Origin of the sequence: Bacteroides sp. RTP31139st1_H2_RTP31139_211217, from assembly GCF_040227615.1 — a bacterium.
Taxonomy (GTDB): Bacteria; Bacteroidota; Bacteroidia; order Bacteroidales; family Bacteroidaceae; genus Bacteroides; species Bacteroides uniformis.
The window spans coordinates 40461-56335 of record NZ_JBCNZM010000011.1 but is presented as its reverse complement, the minus strand read 5'-3'; the positions used below and the strand labels follow the sequence as shown (position 1 = coordinate 56335).

Genomic DNA, 15875 nt, shown 5'->3' with positions numbered 1-15875 from the left:
GCTGGAGCTGAAGGATGTGCCTGCGGGCAAGTGCAAGATTTACGTCTATCACGATGAAAACGGTAATTACCAGCTCGACAGAGAGGACGGAGTACCGATGGAGTATTGTGCCATTGTCGATTGGGAGGTAAAAGAAAATACGGAGACGGTGGTTGTGCCGTTGGTGGATGTCCGAAAGGGAATGAAGAAGTAATCATATGGTATAATTATGAAAGATAAAGAATTGAACGAGAAAGAGAGTTTGGAACTTATCGCTCGAATGATACGCAATACGCGTCGCAACCTGGATACGGGTAGCGGAAATAGTTTTTTAGTGTGGGGATATGTAGGTGTGTTGGTGACTTTGGCCGTATGGGCAGGTGTCACGTTTACGGGTAATCCTGTCTGGATGTGGGGATTCTGGGGGATTCCGGTTGTGGGGTATCTGTTGATGTTCCTCTTATTGCGTAAGCGGCAAAAACCTGTGAAGTTTTATCTTGACAAGATACTGGAGCGGGTGTGGGGGGTGTTCGGGATGGTATGTATGATGGGGGTGCTGGCGGCAACGGATGCCGGACGTTACGAAACTATTCTGCCTTTGTGTGCCATCTTCTTCTCGTTGGGCAGCATCATTACGGGCTGCATCATTCGCTATACTACGTTTTTTATCTTCCCGCTGTTTGGCTTTTTATGGGGGCTGAAGAATTTGTTGTATACTTGGGGAGAAGTGCCTTTCCTCTCATCCCTGCTTTGGTTTGTCGGTGTACTGGTATTTTCGCTGATTATTCCCGGGCATATACTGAATTATAAGGCGCGGAAAGAAAATCGAAACGGAGAGTGGGGTGAAGTATGATGACACGAAACAGTGCTTTAGACAAATTCCTGCTTTCCCGAAAGTTTATTGTGTGTATAATTGTTTTGCAATTTATTCTATTGCCGATTGCTACTAAAGGATTTCGGTGGGAGAACATCGGTGATCTGATAATTTATACCTTGAGCCATGCACTTATACAAGGGATGTATCCTTATGCGTGGACTTTTCAGATTGTTTCCCTTGTCATGCTGATGCTGCTTGTGCTTCGGCGCGTGACGATGTCGCGCTGGTTTATGTTTTATGTGGGAGGTTGCTATGTGCTGTATGCCATTGTACAGAATGTGGCAGTAACAGATAAATATGGTTTCAGCATAGTGACGGTCAATGTGGTGATGATGCTCTTGGTTGCCCTGCTTTGGATGAGGGAAGCCTGGCGGGGGAGCAGCATGCTGACCTTCGGCAATCTGAACCGAAGGACAGCATGGCTGATACCCGTGGCACTCTTTTGCCTATGGTGGCCTATGGACATGATGCGTGGCGCAGAACCCGATTTCAGCCCGATACATCTGTTTGCCGGAGGCTCGGCGATGGCATTTTGTCCGATGACTCCGGTTTTTCTGGTCCTGCTTCTATTGAGTAAAGAAAATATTGATTTAACTTTGCTGCGGGTAACGGCGTTGGTGGGGTTTATCATCGGCTGTTATAACATGGGCAATTTTGCAACCGATGCAGGGTTTTATTTGGGATTGTATCACCTTCCTTTGGTGGGAATATCTCTCTATGCATTGTTGAAAAGTAAACGGAAGAATAAAATTTGATATGTTTAAAGAACTGAACCCTTTGCTTCACAGTGAACTGCGGCTTGCGGTGATGTCGTTGCTCATCAGTGTCGAGGAAGCGGATTTTGTCTATATCCGTCAACAAACGAAAGCTACGGCAGGAAACCTCAGTGTGCAGTTGGATAAGCTCAGCAAGGCGGGTTATGTGGAGATAACAAAAACTTTTAAAGGAAAAATGCCTTGTACACTTTGTAGGATTACTCCGCAGGGAGTGGATGCCTTTGAAGAATATATAGAGGCGTTGAAATCTTATCTGGTGGGAAAATTATGATTTTCCTGAGAATTTGATGGAATTGATGGAAAATGGCAGTGTCTGATTAATAACAATGAATTGATATGAGAATCTTGGTTACTTATGCCGTACAAGGCGAATTTACTGAATTGAAATTTCCCGGACTGATAGGGGAGGAAGAGGTGCAGATTGGCTATCTCCGTACCGGCGTGGGAAAGGTGAAATCGGCTTTTTATCTTTCTGAAGCGATAAACCATGCGCAACCGGACTTGGTGGTCAATGTAGGTACGGCAGGGACTATCTGTCATCAGGTAGGAGATATTTTCGTATGCCGTCATTTTGTGGACCGTGATATGCAGAAGCTGGTGGAGCTTGGTATGGAGCATGAGATTGATTCAACGGATTTGTTGTCCCAAAAAGGATATTGTTTGCACTGGCCGGCAGGTGGTGTATGCAATACGGGGGATACTTTCCTGACAGAACTCTCGGATGTGTCCGGTGATGTTGTGGATATGGAAGCCTATGCCCAGGCTTTGGTATGTCGTGCCAAGAATGTTCCTTTCATTTCGGTGAAGTACGTGACGGACATTATCGGACAGAACTCCGTGAAACATTGGGAAAACAAGCTTGCCGATGCCCGGAAGGGGTTGGGAGAATTCTTCGAGAAGTTAGGAGGAGTTTAGCACATCATTTCAACGTCTTGAATGACAGTATATGCCAAGTCACCCCCACAGCGACAAGGAACAATACTGTCTTTATTTCTGTTAGTGGAATCAGGAAGAAGATGCAGTAAACCATTGTTCCCCACATCAGCAGTAGGGAGATGATTTTGGCACGTAGTGGGATGGCTTTGTTCTCGCGGAAGCTGCGGATGTAGGGACCGAGGCATTTGTGGTTCAGCAACCATTGGTACAGTCTGGGTGAGCCTCTGAAGTAGAGTGCTGCCGTGAGCAGCAGGAAAGGCGTAGTGGGCAGCAACGGCAGGAAGATGCCGATGATGCCGAGTGTCAAAGAAACTGTTCCCAAAATGATGCAGACGGTTTTCATGCGGCAAATGTAGGAAAAATAATAATATAGATAATATGTATGCGAATAAAGTAAAGAAGGTTGTTGCCGTCCACGACTTGTCGGGAGTCGGACGGGTGTCTCTGACGGTGGTCATTCCCATCCTTTCGTCTATGGGCTTTCAGGTGTGTCCGTTGCCTACAGCCGTATTGTCGAGCCATACCCAGTATCCGGAATTCTCTTTTCTGGACTTGACGGATGAAATGCCGAAGATTATTTCCGAGTGGAAGAAGCTGGAAGTACAGTTTGATGCCTTTTATACCGGCTATCTGGGTTCTCCGCGGCAGATACATATTGTTTCTGACTTTATTGATGACTTCCGCCGACCGGACGGTCTGGTTGTGGTAGACCCGGTGTTGGGTGATAACGGACGGCTTTATGCGAACTTCCACGAGTCCATGATTGATGAAATGAAACATCTCATCACCAAGGCCGATGTCGTTACCCCCAATCTGACGGAGCTGTTCTATCTGCTGGGTATTCCTTATAAGGAGATGAATACGGATGAGGAATTGAAGTCATACCTTCGCCAGCTTTCCGATTGTGGTCCCGAAGTGGTGATTATTACCAGTGTGCCCGTACGGGATGATAAGCATAAGACGTCCGTGTATGCCTATAACCGGAACGGTAACCGCTACTGGAAGGTTACGTGTCCTTACCTGCCGGCCCATTATCCCGGAACGGGGGATACGTTTACCAGTGTCATCACCGGGGCACTGTTGCAAGGTGACAGTTTGCCCATTGCCCTGGACCGTGCCACGCAGTTCATTCTGCAAGGTATCCGTGCTACTTTCGGATACGAGTACGACAACCGTGAAGGTATACAGCTTGAAAAGGTGTTGCATAATCTCGACATGCCGATTCAAATCTGCAGCTATGAATTAATTTAAACCAATCCCATCTATATGAAAAAGAAAATATTCCTGGCAGTGTTTCTCTGTTGCGGCATGTTTGCAGCAATGGCGCAGACTGCTGCCGACTCTCTTGCCATCGTTTCTGCCGATTGGCAGACTGAGCCCCTGCAGAAAGGGATGCTTTATAAAAAGACAGTATTCAGTTCTTTGTATGGAGTTCCTCAGGAAGTGTCTATTTTTGAAATATCCCCGAAGCGCTACCGCTTCGATGTGCTCGTCCACAATCCCAAGGAGGAGACCAGTATAGCCGCCCGGCATGCAGGTGCGGTGGCGGCCATCAATGGCTCCTATTTTGATATGAAAGCCGGAAATTCCGTCTGCTATCTGCGTAAGGACGGGGTGGTGATAGATACTACCTCTACTGGGGTTCTGGCAACAGTGTCCAATGGAGCTGTACTTATAAAGAAGGGCAGGCTGGAACTGATTCCCTGGAGCAAGCAGGAAGAAAAGGCATGTACTTTGAAAAAAGGCACTGTGCTGGCTTCCGGTCCTTTGATGCTGAAGGACGGGCAAGTGTGCGACTTGTCCGGGACTAACCGGAATTTTGTAGATACCAAGCATCCCCGCAGTGCTGTGGCGCTGACAAGAGAAGGAAAAATCCTGCTTATTGTCGTTGACGGACGTCGGAAGGGAAAAGCGGAAGGCATCAATATACCCGAGCTTGCCCATATGATTCGTGTATTGGGTGGGGAGGATGCGTTGAATCTGGACGGTGGCGGTTCTTCTACGCTGTGGAGTGGGGAGTTGCCGGATAAGGGAATAGCCAATACCCCGAGTGGCAGCGCAGAGCGTAAGGTTGCCAATTCTCTTTGTGTGTACGAATAAGTTAGGGAAGTGAATGGATAAATCTTAAGTTTTTTGTAATTTTGCCGTCGCATCGAGGTGACATTAGATGCGGCAACTTATTATATTAATTAGCGTATTAACAATATGTACACAGTCATCAAACGTATGGAAGTGTCGGCTGCCCATAGCCTGAAACTTTCTTATCGCAGTAAGTGTGAGAATCTGCACGGTCACAACTGGATTATCACTGTCTATTGCCGTTCCAAAGAGCTGAATGCGGACGGAATGGTAGTAGACTTCAGTCACATCAAGCAGGTGGTAAAGGAACAGCTGGACCACCATAATCTTAATGAAGTGCTGTCCTTCAATCCCACAGCCGAGAACATAGCCCGTTGGATATGCGACCAGATACCCACTTGCTTCAAGGTAGAGGTGCAGGAGTCGGAATCAAACATTGCCGTCTATGAGGAAGATTAATGAGATATTCTACAGTTTGCAGGGAGAAGGATACCATACGGGTACCCCGGCTGTCTTTATCCGTTTTTCCGGTTGCAACCTGAAGTGCCTCTTTTGTGATACGCAGCATGAGGACGGCATACTGATGTCCGATGAAGATATCGTAACAGAAGTTAGTAGATACCCTGCCGCTACCGTGATACTGACCGGTGGAGAACCCTCCCTTTGGATTGACCGTGAATTTGTGGATTGTCTGCACCAGGCGGGAAAGTATGTCTGCATTGAAACAAACGGTACCCGTCCGCTGCCGGATAATATAGATTGGGTGACCTGCTCTCCCAAGCAGGGGGTAAAGCTGGAAATTACGCGTATGAATGAAGTGAAGGTGGTGTATGAAGGGCAGGATATTACTGTTTATGAGCAGTTGCCCGCCGGGCATTTCTTTCTTCAGCCTTGCTCTTGCAGCAATACGGCCGAAACGGTGGATTGCGTGATGAAGCATCCTAAGTGGAGACTTAGTTTGCAGACACATAAGCTGATAGATATCCGGTAGGCATTTATAAAACGAATAATGGCTGTAAGCAATACTTACAGCCATTATTCGTTCATGCACGGGAGGAGAGGCTCGAACTCCCGACACCCGGTTTTGGAGACCGGTGCTCTACCAACTGAGCTACTCCCGTGTTTGCGGCTGCAAAGGTAATGCAAACTTTCAAATATGCAAGTAACGGACGTACTTATTTTCTATAGAAAGTTGCTTACAACATCTGTAAGTCCTGATACATAATGCGATACGCTGCTGCTTTTTTTTCCAGTGCCAGCGGGTAGGCTCTTGAGGAAGAAGGCATCCGGTAGAGGCGCATCGGATGGTTTTCGAAAAGAAACTCCGTGAAGTCGCCTACTTTGGGCTTGTCGATGGAAAACTGCGTGCACAGCGTGTCCGTTGCCTTCTCGCCGGTGGTGACGATAGCCTTGCATTGCGGTATCCGGTGTAGCAGGGCAGGGACGTCCGTGGGTTGCACCACTTCCAGAAACTTATCCGAGGCGTTGTCCTGCAGGCGCCGTATGGCAGAGGCTGTGTCGAACAAGGCAATACCCTTTTCCTGCAGGAAACTGATGAGGCGTTCTTTGCAGAAAGCCTTCTTCGTCTTGTCTACAAAATAATCCTTGTCATTGAAGAAAAGGAACCCGGTAATCCTCCACATGTCATTGTTCCAGTTGGGGTAGTAAAACTCCATGGACCACCGCTTTTTCTGCGGAGGAAAGCTTCCCAGCATCAGCAGACGGGCGTTGCCGGGAAGGAAGGGTTCTAAAGGGTGTTGTTCTATTTCCATACTTTCCAATTTCATTGTTCTGCCTGCAAAAGTACGGAATATATCTTGGATATGCTATCCTGCAATGTCCTGATTGCTCATTCTGTCGGTGATTTGGAAGAGGAAATCAGGATATTCGTAGAGGCTGAACCGGGATTCTGTCTTGCCTTCCGTATAGTTCCAGATGGTGGCATATTCTTCGGCGTCTTCTCCCATGGCCTGCAGTTGGCGGAGGTAGGAGGCTATGGACTTGTTCTCTACGATATATATTTGTCCCAGCCGGTCTATTATAGGGCTGTGGCGCCGGGTGCTGTCATGGTCGAAACGCAGGATGCGCTTGCCTTCGGAAGTGATGCCTACCATGTTGAAGGTCATGCTCTTGCCGATGGCGGGCAGGTTGAGCACATTGCGGTCGGTGGCGAGGAAAGGCAGGTGGTGCGTTTTCAGGAAACGCCGGATGCAGGCTGCCGGGTCATGGACGGTTCCAAGCAGTACGGACAGATTATGGGCATCTTCCTTGGTCAGCTTTCCGAAGCGCTTTTCTTCCCATTGCTCTTGTACGGAACGGCTGTTGGGGGTAAACACGGCATTGTTTTCTTCAAAACCTTTCACGGAGAAGGTGTAGTAGCAAACCACTCCCAACTGATTGAGCACTTGGCGCAGGCGGGTGGTATGCCCCCGGCGGGATGCAGCTACGTTGTATACCAGTTGGTTGTCAATGAGCCAGCCTGCCGCCAGCAGTTTGCGTATTCCTTCGGCAGCTTCCGGAGTGACTTCGAGCGGGGTTTGGAAATGTGTCTGGATAATGAACTGGCGGATGCCGATGGTAGACGCCTTTTCCTTGAATTCCCTTAGAATCTCCACCAGCCCGTCATTGATGCGCATGGGCAGGTAGGCGGGGAGGCGTGAGCCGAGGCGTACACGTTGCAGCTCTGCATACTTTTCTCCTTCGGGCCGTTCCTGATTGGCTTTCCGCTTGCGGACTGCCATGCGGTAGACGGCGTCTAATATGTTGCCCAGCGTCTTGTTTTGGCTCATCAGTGCGTCACCGCCGGTGATGAGAATGTCCCGCAGTTGCGTGTCTTCCTCAAAATAGGCCATCAGCCGGCGCAGCTTCTTTTCCCATGTCTCCTTGGGACGCAGGGTGTCAAACTCAAAATTGAGCCGTTTGCTTTGAAAGTCGTACATACGCTGACAAGATGCGCAGAGTCCTCCGCAGGCGCGTCCCATGGTGTCGGGGATGAGGATGGCCACTTCCGGATAACGGCGGTGGATGTTATGCCCGTCGGGCAGCAGCCAGCCGGCGGCGTTGGGTTTACCTGGTTCTACGATATCCTCCCGTTCCCAGGCACGTATCTGTCCGTAGGTTTCCACCAGTTGGGGTGAATAGAGTATATAGCTGCGCAGGGCCTCGTCGTCGTATCCGCTGCCGGTGCAGTTCAGCAGTGACAGATAATAGGGGGTGGCGAAGAAAGGCATTCCCTTCTTGCGGGCTTTTGAGAGCAGGTACATGGTTTCGGCAGAAAGGGAGTTGCCGAGAAGACGGTTTAGCTCCGTAGGGCTTTTGACGGCCATGGCAAGATGGAAACGGAAGTCATTCCACCATTCGCTGACGAGGTTGAACTTCTCCTCGTAGCTGAGTCCCTCTTCGAAATGGAAGCGGGAAGCCGGGTTCTTGCGGTGCTCAATCTTCTGCACTAGTGCATGCAGGATGCGTTCCTTGTTCTTTGCACGGATATGCTGCACGTCTTCATCCAGTCCGCTGGGCCAGCGTTCGGTCAGGGTTTTGATTTTCTGTGCGGAGGGCAGAGCGGGGGCGGGTTGGTGGAGGCGTTTGAACTGCTGGAACAAGTCGATGAACAGGTCCGTTTCCGTTTCCTCTTCCCATTGTCCCGTGAGGAAGGAATGCAGCATTGATAAAGTTGATATGGGCAGCTGTTCTCCGATGGAGAGCTCGTGTACTTCCTGCCCGTCAAATTCAATCAAGAGTCGAATTTGCTTACCGGCCTCGCTGTCCACTTCCGGATGTCCGGCAATGTACTCCGCCAGGTTGGCTTTGAAGGCTTCCGCATCGTCGCTTTGAACGGCGATGCTGACCAGTTCAGGGAGTTCGTGCCGATAAAGTTGTTCCAGTTGTGAGAGAGTGAGTGCAAGCATTTTCTTTTGTTTCATAAGCGGTTGTTTTTTTGAAGTTAATATTTATGATGGTTGACGCGGGGTGCGTCCTTGTGTTCCGTGAGGGGAAAATGATTTCATTTGCTAAAAATAACAAAAAAAAGCGGGAAATTTCTTTCCCGCCTTCTTGTTTCTAAAGTTCTTTAGAATTCTTTTTCTTTTATTTCTCTTCGTTGGCTTTCTGTTTCGGTTCCTTTTTGGCCAGCATCACTACGTTGTAAACGTACTCGGTCATCCATTGTTCCGAATATCCCAGACGCTCTTTGTACTGGCGTACTGCCGCTGCCGTTTTGTGTACATCGTCCTTTTTCCATACGGTTTTTGTACAGACGTCGTGTACGGTTTTTTCGGTCATGCTGCGCAGTGCTCCCTTGAAGATGGAAGGCATGCGGAATTTCCACTGCATCAGGTTTCCCATCAGCATCATCAAGTCATTGGAGAAGCCTTGATACATAAAGAGATAACCTTGTACGTCGTTCTGCGTACGGCAGTGCTTCTTGACGGAAGTATCAATTTCCTTGAAGAAGTTTTCACTGATGCCGTAGTCCTGCATCAGCATCTTGCGCGAAGCGGCCTTTTCCGCTTGTCCCAGGCGGCCTCCCTGCGTGGGGATTTTGAACAGACGCTTGAAGTTGGCTACATCCGGCACAAAGCGGATATTGGTGATGCCCAGGTTGGCGGCTATTACAGACTGGAAGTAGACGCGTGTCAGTGACACGAAGTCTTCCACATTCTTCGAAGATACTTCTCCGGTATTCTTGTTGAATAGTTTGGCAAATAAACTCATATCAAATTACGAATTACTGATTACAAATTACAAGACCGCAGGTCATCCGGCGGTTCCGGCTGCAAAAGTACGAAATAAGTTGGTTATCACCAGCACTCTATGTCTTTTTCTACCTCTTTCAGGCGGTTCTTGGTGAAAACGGGGTCTTTGATACCGGCGCTTTTCTGTGCGCGGTAGTCTTCAAGCAGCCTGAAAGCGTATTTTCCGAGCAGGCTGATGGCGATAAGATTGCAGAGCGCCATGAGTCCCATAGTGACGTCGGCAAGGCTCCATGCCAGGTCGAGGGTGGCAACAGCACCGAACATGACCATGCCGCCCACCAGTATACGGTAGATGTTGAGCACCCATTTACGGTGGGTAAGGTAGCGCACATTGGCTTCTCCGTAATAATAATTTCCCAGAATGCTGCTGAATGCGAAGAAGAACAAGGCTACCGCAACGAAGATGGCTCCCAAAGGTCCTATCTCGTTGGTCAGCGCATGCTGGGTAAGCTGTACGCCGTTTGTGGAACCATCCAGTGGAGCACCGCTGAACAGAATGATGAAAGCGGTGCAGGTACATATAATCAGCGTATCGGTAAATACTCCCAGCGTCTGAATCAAGCCTTGCTTCACGGGGTGGCTGACGTGTGCGGTTGCCGCCACATTGGGGGCGGACCCCATACCGGCCTCGTTGCTGAACAGCCCGCGTTTGATGCCCTGCATCAGCGCCATGCCGACACCCCCTCCCAAAGCCTGCTCCCATCCGAAGGCGTGGCCGACAATGAGTGCCAGGACTCCCGGCAGCTCTTTGATGTTCAACAGAACGATGATAAGTGCCAGTGCAATGTATCCCAACGCCATGATGGGGACGATGATGCTGCTGACTTTGGCTATGCGCTGTACGCCTCCAAAGATGATTGTCAGCGTGAGTGCGGTGATGATGCCTCCCACAACGGCATGGTCGAACCCGAAAGCGCCTTCGAAAGCGGCACACAGTGTATTGCTCTGTACCGAGTTGAATGCAAATCCGAAGGTAATGGTGATAAGTACGGCAAACAGTGCCCCCATCCACGGCTGTTTCAGTCCCTTACGCATATAGTAGGCCGGGCCGCCGATAAAGGAGTCTTTGCCCTTTATCTTATACAATTGGGCCAGTGTAGATTCTACAAACGAGCTGGAAGCACCCAGGAGGGCAATCACCCACATCCAGAATACAGCGCCCGGACCGCCTACTGCAATGGCGGTGGCAACCCCTGCAAGATTGCCCGTACCTACACGGCTGGCAATGGAGATGGCAAATGCCTGGAACGATGAGATATGCTTTTCCTTGGCATCGCCTTTCCCGCCCGAGTCGCCCAGCAGACGTACCATTTCCTTTATCATCCGGAACTGTACAAAGCGGGTTCTCAACGTAAACCATACGGCGCATCCCAACAGCAGGGCAACGAGGATGTAGGTCCAGAGCAGGTCGTTTATCAGATTTATTATTCCCATAATGTATATGTACAGTTATCTATTTGTAGTAAAAAAAACTCACACAAAACAAGTGCTACCCTCTGTCGTTACTTTAGGCTGCTTCTGTAGTTATTCAAGGCTACCTCTGTCGTTAACTGAGATAAATTTCTTGCAAGTCGGTGATAATCAACGTGGTATAAACTCGTGTGCTGCGATTTGTACCATGGACAAATCTGGACAAACCTGACGGAATCTCCTTGCCTATTTCAGCTTGAAGTGAAATTTGTGTCCTTCAAACACCGGTTCCACTATGTCATAACGAACAAACTTTGCCAGCAGATGTTCGGCGGCGCGTCGGGAAAGATGCGCCAGGCGGCAGTAACGGTTCAATGACAGGCGGTCGTTCTCTTCCAGCAGATTGAGCAGCAGCTGTTCCCGTTCGGTATATTCTATCAGTTCTCCTTTCGGACTTTCGCTTTGTTGCCAGACACGTAGATGGACGGGAGTGGCAAGGATGTTTTCATCCTTGATACGGAGATAGGCAAGATATTTTCCCGTTTCGTCCTTGGCATATACCGGCTTCCGGTCACTTTCCTCGATTTGTACCACCAGCACACTACGGCCTTCCACCTGATAGGTCTGCATGGTATAGTTCACTTCGGGGCTGCAATAAAGTCCGGCAGCCGCTTCTATCATATATTGTTCTTCGTCCGAACGGACACCGGCAATTTTCCCGTTATCTTTCACTCCGATGAGCAGTTTTCCACCGTCTGTATTGGCAAAGGCTGAAAGGGTTTTGGCTATCTTGCGGGCGTCGGATATTTCGAACTTGAAATCCTGCTGTTGGTGCTCTCCTTCGGCTATGAGAGCGTGTATATATTCGGTGTCAGTAAGCGTTTTCATGCTTGCAAAAGTAGATAAAAAATGCGTAAGAGCCCCTTTTTGCGGCGATTTTACCGAATATTTCAAAAAAAATATCGTTTTTCTGCATTTATTTCAAGAAAGAATGTATTTTTGCCAGACATTATTAACGAAGTAATTTAAAAAGGATTATGAAAGAATTAGTTGAAAAAGTAGCTGCATTGTATGCAGACTTCTCAAAAGATGCAAACGCTCAGTTGGAAAACGGTAACAAGGCAGCAGGAACTCGCGCTCGTAAGGCTTCTTTGGAAATCGAAAAAGCTATGAAGGAATTCCGCAAAGCATCTTTGGAAGCTTCTAAGAAGTAAGAAAAAAAGCATATTTGATGCTGCGAAAGACTGCCACTACTGGCGGTCTTTTTTGTTTTTGAAAAGTATTATTGCTACTTTTGACGCAGGTATTATGGATGAAAACGTTCTCAATAAACTGAAGATACTGGCAGAGTCGGCAAAGTATGACGTCTCTTGCTCCTCCAGTGGTACGGTGCGCTCCGGCAAGGCAGGTATGCTGGGGAACACTGTGGGTGGCTGGGGCATCTGCCATAGTTTTGCCGAGGACGGCCGTTGTATCTCCCTGCTCAAAGTGATGCTTACCAATTATTGCATCTACGACTGCGCCTACTGCATCAACCGCCGCAGCAACGACCTGCCGCGTGCCACGCTGTCGGTGGCCGAGCTTGTAGACCTCACCATGGAGTTCTATCGCCGCAACTATATCGAAGGGCTTTTCCTGAGCAGTGGGGTGGTGCGTAATCCCGATTACACGATGGAACGCCTGGTGCGCGTTGCCAAGGACCTCCGCACTATCCATCGTTTCAACGGATATATCCATCTGAAGAGCATTCCCGGTGCCAGCCGCGAACTGGTGAATGAGGCAGGGCTTTATGCCGACCGTCTCAGCGTCAATGTCGAGATACCGAAGGAGGAGAACCTGAAACTGCTTGCCCCGGAGAAAGACCATAAGAGTGTATATGCGCCTATGCGCTACATCCAGCAGGGAGTCCTTGAAAGTTCGGAAGAACGCAAGAAACACCGCCACGCTCCTCGTTTCGCTCCTGCAGGACAAAGCACACAGATGATAGTAGGCGCTACCGCCGAGACGGACAAGGATATTCTGTATCTTTCGTCGGCCCTCTATAAGGGACCTACGATGCGGCGTGTCTACTATTCGGGCTATATTTCCGTCAATACCTACGATAAGCGCCTGCCGGCATTGAAACAGCCCCCTTTGGTGCGCGAAAACCGCCTTTACCAAGCCGACTGGCTGATGCGCTTCTATCAGTTCAAGGTGGAGGAAATAGTGGATGATGCCTACCCAGACCTTGATTTGGAGGTTGACCCCAAGCTGTCCTGGGCTTTGCGCCATCCCGAGCAGTTTCCGGTCGATGTGAACAAGGTGGATTATGAGATGTTGCTCCGAGTGCCGGGCATCGGCGTGAAGTCGGCACGGCTGATAGTGGCTTCCCGACGTTTCTCCAAGATAGGTTTCTACCAGTTGAAGAAGATAGGGGTGGTGATGAAGAAGGCGCAGTATTTCATTACCTGCTGCGAGTTGCCGATGCGCACGGTCAATGAGCTGACTCCGCAAGGAGTACGCAGCCTGCTGTTGCCCAAACCGAACAAGAAAAAAGTGGATGAGAGGCAGTTGATGCTTGATTTTGGCGAATGAATATCTTTTTATACGATAAGACTTTTGAGGGATTGCTGACTTCTGTTTTTGAAGCCTACTCCCGCCGCACTTTCCCCGATGCACTGTTGTTGGAAGGAGAGCCTCTTCCATTGTTCTACGATGAAATATTTACAGTGATAACCGATGAGGAGAAGTCCGGTCGCGTCTGGCGCGGATTGCAGAAGAAGCTGTCGTCTGCGGCACTTGCCTGCCTCGCCCAATGCTGGCTGGCAGAGGAACCGGAAACTCCCATGCTGCTGTTCCGCTATATCCGCAAGGCGATAGATGCTCCTCGCTCCATTGAAACGAACTTTGCCGACCCTGATGTGCTGGAGTTCTCCCGTATGTGGAAGCGGGTGGATTGGGAGCGTATACGCCTGCTTCAGTTTGTCCGCTTCCAGAAGGCTGCGGACGGTACTTTCTTTGCTGCCGTCGAGCCCGAAAAGAATGCCCTTCCTTTGGTGACGGGGCATTTCAAGGACCGTTTTGCCGACCAGCGTTGGCTGATTTATGACATCAGGCGAGCCTATGGGTACTATTACGACTTGAAGGAGGTGCGCCAGGTGACTTTTGGTGAGGACAGTCGCGAAGGACATCTTGTCACCGGCATGCTCGACGAAAGTCTGATGGACGGAGACGAACAGCTTTTCCAGTCTCTCTGGAAAACCTATTTCAAGGCAATCTGCATCAAGGAACGCCTCAATCCCCGGAAGCACAAGCAGGACATGCCCGTGCGCTATTGGAAATATCTGACGGAAAAACAGCAGTGATTCCCTTTATTCGATTTTCTCCACTGTCACTTCGGGAAATTCCTGCATCAGTTGCAGCAAATATCCCTCATCATAGCTTTTCTTGGATTTGATGACCATGGTCACTTGATAGTTGGTGTACTCTCCCTGCACTTGCCGGTCCAGGTTGTAGGACACCACCAGATAGTCTTTGGAGTTGAATCGCCGGGACACTTGCGGCAGTATCTCTTTGCTGGAAGTGGAAAAGGTTATCACGGAACTTTTCATGCCAATGCTTTTGAAAATAAGGCTCAACAGTTCGAGCCCTGCCAGAGTCAGCAGGGTGGCGGCAATGCTGATGGTGTACATTCCTGCACCTACTGCCAATCCGATGCCTGCAGTAGCCCATATTCCTGCGGCTGTTGTCAGTCCCCTGACTATCTGTTTCTGGAAAATGATGGTACCCGCACCGATGAATCCGATACCGCTGACTACTTGTGCGGCAACACGGCTGGGGTCCAGCGTCACACTGCTTTCCTTGATGATTTCCTGAAAACCATATTGGGATACAATCATGATGAGCGCGCTTCCCAATGATACCAGGAAATGGGTGCGGTAGCCTGCTTCTTTGGCACGGTATTCCCGGTCCAGTCCGATAATGGCACCCAATATTCCGGCTACCAGCAACCTGAGCACAAAATCAAAGTTTAACATCATCATCGTATCCTCTCTTTCTTTTTTATTAATTGATGACCCAATTCTTATTGTGGGGCACTGTTTTCTTGGGGTTGTAATGCATTCCGGCTTGTGTCGGTATTTTTAGTATGTATGTACGTCCGCTTTTATTCATCAGCGAGGTATCCCGCAGCCACGGATTGGCATCTTTCAGTTGGGCATAGGTGATGCCTTTATCTTTGGCAAACTGTGCCAGGTTGCCGATGCCCGTTGTGACGGTCACTTCCGTGTAGGGGATGGGCGGATAAAGATGTTCCCGTTTCAACAGAAAGCCGTACTGCTGTGGATTGCTGATGACTGCTTTGGCTGCCAGCAGGCGGAACATGTAGCGCGAAGTCTCTTCTACCAGCCATAAGTCGACAGCCTGGTCCACCATTTGCTTCTGCAGCTGTGTGGAGATGCGTCCTTGCCCGGCATTGTAGGCGGCGGCTACGCACAGCCAGTTCCCGTATTTCTGATAAGCATCTTTCAGGTACTTGCAGGCTGCTTTGGTCTCTTTCTCGATATGGTATCGTTCGTCGATGTTGCTGTTCACCTCCAGTCCGAATTCGCGTCCGGTGGCAGGCATGAACTGCCATAGGCCGGCGGCACCCGCAGGCGATTTGGCAAGCGGGTTCAGGTTGCTTTCTATCACAGCGAGGTACTTGAAGTCATCGGGAAGGCCGTTGGCTTTTAGTATAGGCTCTATGACGGGGAAGTAGCGGTTGGCACGCTTCACCATGAGCATGGTGGTGGAGTGCATGTAGGTGAAGGACATCAGTTCGCGGTCCATACGTTCGCGGTGGTCGTAGCGAAGCAGGTCAATAGCTTGTCCGGCAAAAGTGATCTTGTCCGGTACGCTGGGGGAGGTCACGCAGTAGGGAACTTCGGATTTCACGGAATCGCGTTCGGGATTCAGCGTACTGCTGCCTGCGAGGAAGGGGAGGCTGGAACCTGCGCACAGTGCAATGGCAGCGGTAAGCACGATATATTTTGAATTTTTCTTCATGTCTGTAGGTATATTTCTGTTTGGAGACGTGAAGATACG

General features: G+C 49.6%; 19 protein-coding genes, 1 tRNA gene and 1 pseudogene. 12 read left to right on the top strand and 9 right to left on the bottom strand.

Features of this window, described 5'->3' with window-relative positions; translation table 11 throughout:
• The 5 genes and pseudogenes from ABUA47_RS03135 to ABUA47_RS03115 form a co-directional block, all read left to right on the top strand.
• Positions 1-193, top strand: a pseudogene (locus tag ABUA47_RS03135) (hypothetical protein); the annotation flags it as partial.
• Between the two features lie 15 nt (positions 194-208).
• A complete protein-coding gene (locus ABUA47_RS03130) occupies positions 209-832 on the top strand; it encodes a hypothetical protein (RefSeq protein WP_008663832.1) in 624 nt (207 codons plus the stop codon).
• A complete protein-coding gene (locus tag ABUA47_RS03125; RefSeq protein ID WP_035449502.1) occupies positions 829-1611 on the top strand; it encodes a hypothetical protein in 783 nt (260 codons plus the stop codon). The genes ABUA47_RS03130 and ABUA47_RS03125 overlap by 4 nt, the downstream gene beginning before the upstream one ends.
• Before the next feature lies 1 nt (position 1612).
• The gene (locus ABUA47_RS03120; RefSeq protein ID WP_005835827.1) at positions 1613-1903 is read left to right on the top strand and encodes a winged helix-turn-helix domain-containing protein; all 291 of its coding nucleotides are present in this window, start codon (positions 1613-1615) and stop codon (positions 1901-1903) included.
• 65 nt (positions 1904-1968) lie between these two features.
• Complete coding sequence (locus tag ABUA47_RS03115; protein WP_008663826.1) at positions 1969-2547, top strand: MTA/SAH nucleosidase; 579 nt, start codon at positions 1969-1971, stop codon at positions 2545-2547.
• Between the two features lie 4 nt (positions 2548-2551).
• Here the strand turns inward: ABUA47_RS03115 and ABUA47_RS03110 are convergent, their stop codons facing one another.
• Complete coding sequence (locus tag ABUA47_RS03110; RefSeq protein ID WP_035449500.1) at positions 2552-2911, bottom strand: YbaN family protein; 360 nt, start codon at positions 2909-2911, stop codon at positions 2552-2554.
• 35 nt (positions 2912-2946) lie between these two features.
• On the opposite strand from ABUA47_RS03110, the gene ABUA47_RS03105 reads away from it, so the two are divergent.
• The 4 genes from ABUA47_RS03105 (at position 2947) to ABUA47_RS03090 (ending at position 5638) form a co-directional block, all read left to right on the top strand.
• Positions 2947-3819, top strand: a complete 873-nt coding sequence (locus ABUA47_RS03105) for a pyridoxamine kinase (protein ID WP_005826422.1) — start codon at positions 2947-2949, stop codon at positions 3817-3819.
• Between the two features lie 15 nt (positions 3820-3834).
• The gene (locus tag ABUA47_RS03100) at positions 3835-4668 is read left to right on the top strand and encodes a phosphodiester glycosidase family protein (protein ID WP_347774042.1); all 834 of its coding nucleotides are present in this window, start codon (positions 3835-3837) and stop codon (positions 4666-4668) included.
• 105 nt (positions 4669-4773) lie between these two features.
• Positions 4774-5106 carry a 6-carboxytetrahydropterin synthase QueD gene (queD, locus tag ABUA47_RS03095; protein ID WP_005826426.1) on the top strand — a complete coding sequence of 111 codons (333 nt, stop codon included), beginning with the start codon at positions 4774-4776 and terminating at the stop codon, positions 5104-5106.
• The gene (locus tag ABUA47_RS03090) at positions 5093-5638 is read left to right on the top strand and encodes a 7-carboxy-7-deazaguanine synthase QueE (RefSeq protein WP_008663823.1); all 546 of its coding nucleotides are present in this window, start codon (positions 5093-5095) and stop codon (positions 5636-5638) included. Before queD ends, ABUA47_RS03090 begins: the two co-directional genes overlap by 14 nt.
• A 57-nt stretch (positions 5639-5695) precedes the next feature.
• Here the strand turns inward: ABUA47_RS03090 and ABUA47_RS03085 are convergent.
• From ABUA47_RS03085 to ABUA47_RS03060, 6 genes are all read right to left on the bottom strand, one after another.
• Positions 5696-5768 (bottom strand) — tRNA-Trp (locus ABUA47_RS03085).
• 75 nt (positions 5769-5843) lie between these two features.
• Positions 5844-6419, bottom strand: a complete 576-nt coding sequence (locus ABUA47_RS03080) for a uracil-DNA glycosylase family protein (protein ID WP_016273281.1) — start codon at positions 6417-6419, stop codon at positions 5844-5846.
• A 54-nt stretch (positions 6420-6473) separates the two neighbouring features.
• Positions 6474-8570 (bottom strand): KamA family protein, encoded by a 2097-nt coding sequence (locus ABUA47_RS03075; protein ID WP_349824500.1) that lies wholly within the window; start codon positions 8568-8570, stop codon positions 6474-6476.
• A gap of 163 nt (positions 8571-8733) precedes the next feature.
• A complete protein-coding gene (locus tag ABUA47_RS03070) occupies positions 8734-9360 on the bottom strand; it encodes a hypothetical protein (protein WP_005826441.1) in 627 nt (208 codons plus the stop codon).
• A gap of 86 nt (positions 9361-9446) precedes the next feature.
• Entirely contained in the window at positions 9447-10835 is a 1389-nt protein-coding gene (locus ABUA47_RS03065; protein ID WP_005826443.1) for an alanine/glycine:cation symporter family protein, read from the bottom strand.
• 222 nt (positions 10836-11057) lie between these two features.
• Positions 11058-11699, bottom strand: coding sequence for a helix-turn-helix domain-containing protein (locus ABUA47_RS03060; protein WP_008663818.1), 642 nt, complete (start codon positions 11697-11699; stop codon positions 11058-11060).
• A gap of 149 nt (positions 11700-11848) precedes the next feature.
• On the opposite strand from ABUA47_RS03060, the gene ABUA47_RS03055 reads away from it, so the two are divergent.
• The 3 genes from ABUA47_RS03055 to ABUA47_RS03045 all read left to right on the top strand — a co-directional run bounded on the left by ABUA47_RS03055 (position 11849) and on the right by ABUA47_RS03045 (position 14155).
• Positions 11849-12025 (top strand): histone H1, encoded by a 177-nt coding sequence (locus ABUA47_RS03055; RefSeq protein ID WP_005826447.1) that lies wholly within the window; start codon positions 11849-11851, stop codon positions 12023-12025.
• A gap of 94 nt (positions 12026-12119) precedes the next feature.
• The gene (locus tag ABUA47_RS03050; protein WP_117680550.1) at positions 12120-13385 is read left to right on the top strand and encodes a putative DNA modification/repair radical SAM protein; all 1266 of its coding nucleotides are present in this window, start codon (positions 12120-12122) and stop codon (positions 13383-13385) included.
• Positions 13382-14155: a TIGR03915 family putative DNA repair protein gene (locus tag ABUA47_RS03045; RefSeq protein WP_005835845.1), complete on the top strand. Its 774-nt coding sequence runs from the start codon at positions 13382-13384 to the stop codon at positions 14153-14155. The genes ABUA47_RS03050 and ABUA47_RS03045 overlap by 4 nt, the downstream gene beginning before the upstream one ends.
• A gap of 6 nt (positions 14156-14161) precedes the next feature.
• Here the strand turns inward: ABUA47_RS03045 and ABUA47_RS03040 are convergent, their stop codons facing one another.
• Together ABUA47_RS03040 and ABUA47_RS03035 are read right to left on the bottom strand one after the other, a co-directional pair.
• Positions 14162-14830 carry an MgtC/SapB family protein gene (locus ABUA47_RS03040; protein ID WP_009036622.1) on the bottom strand — a complete coding sequence of 223 codons (669 nt, stop codon included), beginning with the start codon at positions 14828-14830 and terminating at the stop codon, positions 14162-14164.
• A 25-nt stretch (positions 14831-14855) separates the two neighbouring features.
• Positions 14856-15836: a lytic transglycosylase domain-containing protein gene (locus ABUA47_RS03035; RefSeq protein WP_005826452.1), complete on the bottom strand. Its 981-nt coding sequence runs from the start codon at positions 15834-15836 to the stop codon at positions 14856-14858.
• Positions 15837-15875 lie beyond the last annotated feature (39 nt).

What these genes read in the sequence shown, in the direction of transcription:
- ABUA47_RS03120 (WP_005835827.1), top strand. Translation starts at nt 1,613, where the DNA reads ATGTTTAAAGAACTGAACCCTTTGCTTCACAGTGAACTGCGGCTTGCG.
- ABUA47_RS03130 (WP_008663832.1), top strand. Translation starts at nt 209, where the DNA reads ATGAAAGATAAAGAATTGAACGAGAAAGAGAGTTTGGAACTTATCGCT.
- ABUA47_RS03050 (WP_117680550.1), top strand. Translation starts at nt 12,120, where the DNA reads ATGGATGAAAACGTTCTCAATAAACTGAAGATACTGGCAGAGTCGGCA.
- ABUA47_RS03090 (WP_008663823.1), top strand. Translation starts at nt 5,093, where the DNA reads ATGAGGAAGATTAATGAGATATTCTACAGTTTGCAGGGAGAAGGATAC.
- ABUA47_RS03080 (WP_016273281.1), bottom strand. Translation starts at nt 6,419, where the DNA reads ATGGAAATAGAACAACACCCTTTAGAACCCTTCCTTCCCGGCAACGCC.
- ABUA47_RS03100 (WP_347774042.1), top strand. Translation starts at nt 3,835, where the DNA reads ATGAAAAAGAAAATATTCCTGGCAGTGTTTCTCTGTTGCGGCATGTTT.
- queD (WP_005826426.1), top strand. Translation starts at nt 4,774, where the DNA reads ATGTACACAGTCATCAAACGTATGGAAGTGTCGGCTGCCCATAGCCTG.
- ABUA47_RS03040 (WP_009036622.1), bottom strand. Translation starts at nt 14,830, where the DNA reads ATGATGTTAAACTTTGATTTTGTGCTCAGGTTGCTGGTAGCCGGAATA.
- ABUA47_RS03075 (WP_349824500.1), bottom strand. Translation starts at nt 8,570, where the DNA reads ATGAAACAAAAGAAAATGCTTGCACTCACTCTCTCACAACTGGAACAA.
- ABUA47_RS03070 (WP_005826441.1), bottom strand. Translation starts at nt 9,360, where the DNA reads ATGAGTTTATTTGCCAAACTATTCAACAAGAATACCGGAGAAGTATCT.
- ABUA47_RS03125 (WP_035449502.1), top strand. Translation starts at nt 829, where the DNA reads ATGATGACACGAAACAGTGCTTTAGACAAATTCCTGCTTTCCCGAAAG.
- ABUA47_RS03110 (WP_035449500.1), bottom strand. Translation starts at nt 2,911, where the DNA reads ATGAAAACCGTCTGCATCATTTTGGGAACAGTTTCTTTGACACTCGGC.
- ABUA47_RS03065 (WP_005826443.1), bottom strand. Translation starts at nt 10,835, where the DNA reads ATGGGAATAATAAATCTGATAAACGACCTGCTCTGGACCTACATCCTC.
- ABUA47_RS03055 (WP_005826447.1), top strand. Translation starts at nt 11,849, where the DNA reads ATGAAAGAATTAGTTGAAAAAGTAGCTGCATTGTATGCAGACTTCTCA.
- ABUA47_RS03045 (WP_005835845.1), top strand. Translation starts at nt 13,382, where the DNA reads ATGAATATCTTTTTATACGATAAGACTTTTGAGGGATTGCTGACTTCT.
- ABUA47_RS03115 (WP_008663826.1), top strand. Translation starts at nt 1,969, where the DNA reads ATGAGAATCTTGGTTACTTATGCCGTACAAGGCGAATTTACTGAATTG.
- ABUA47_RS03060 (WP_008663818.1), bottom strand. Translation starts at nt 11,699, where the DNA reads ATGAAAACGCTTACTGACACCGAATATATACACGCTCTCATAGCCGAA.
- ABUA47_RS03105 (WP_005826422.1), top strand. Translation starts at nt 2,947, where the DNA reads ATGTATGCGAATAAAGTAAAGAAGGTTGTTGCCGTCCACGACTTGTCG.
- ABUA47_RS03035 (WP_005826452.1), bottom strand. Translation starts at nt 15,836, where the DNA reads ATGAAGAAAAATTCAAAATATATCGTGCTTACCGCTGCCATTGCACTG.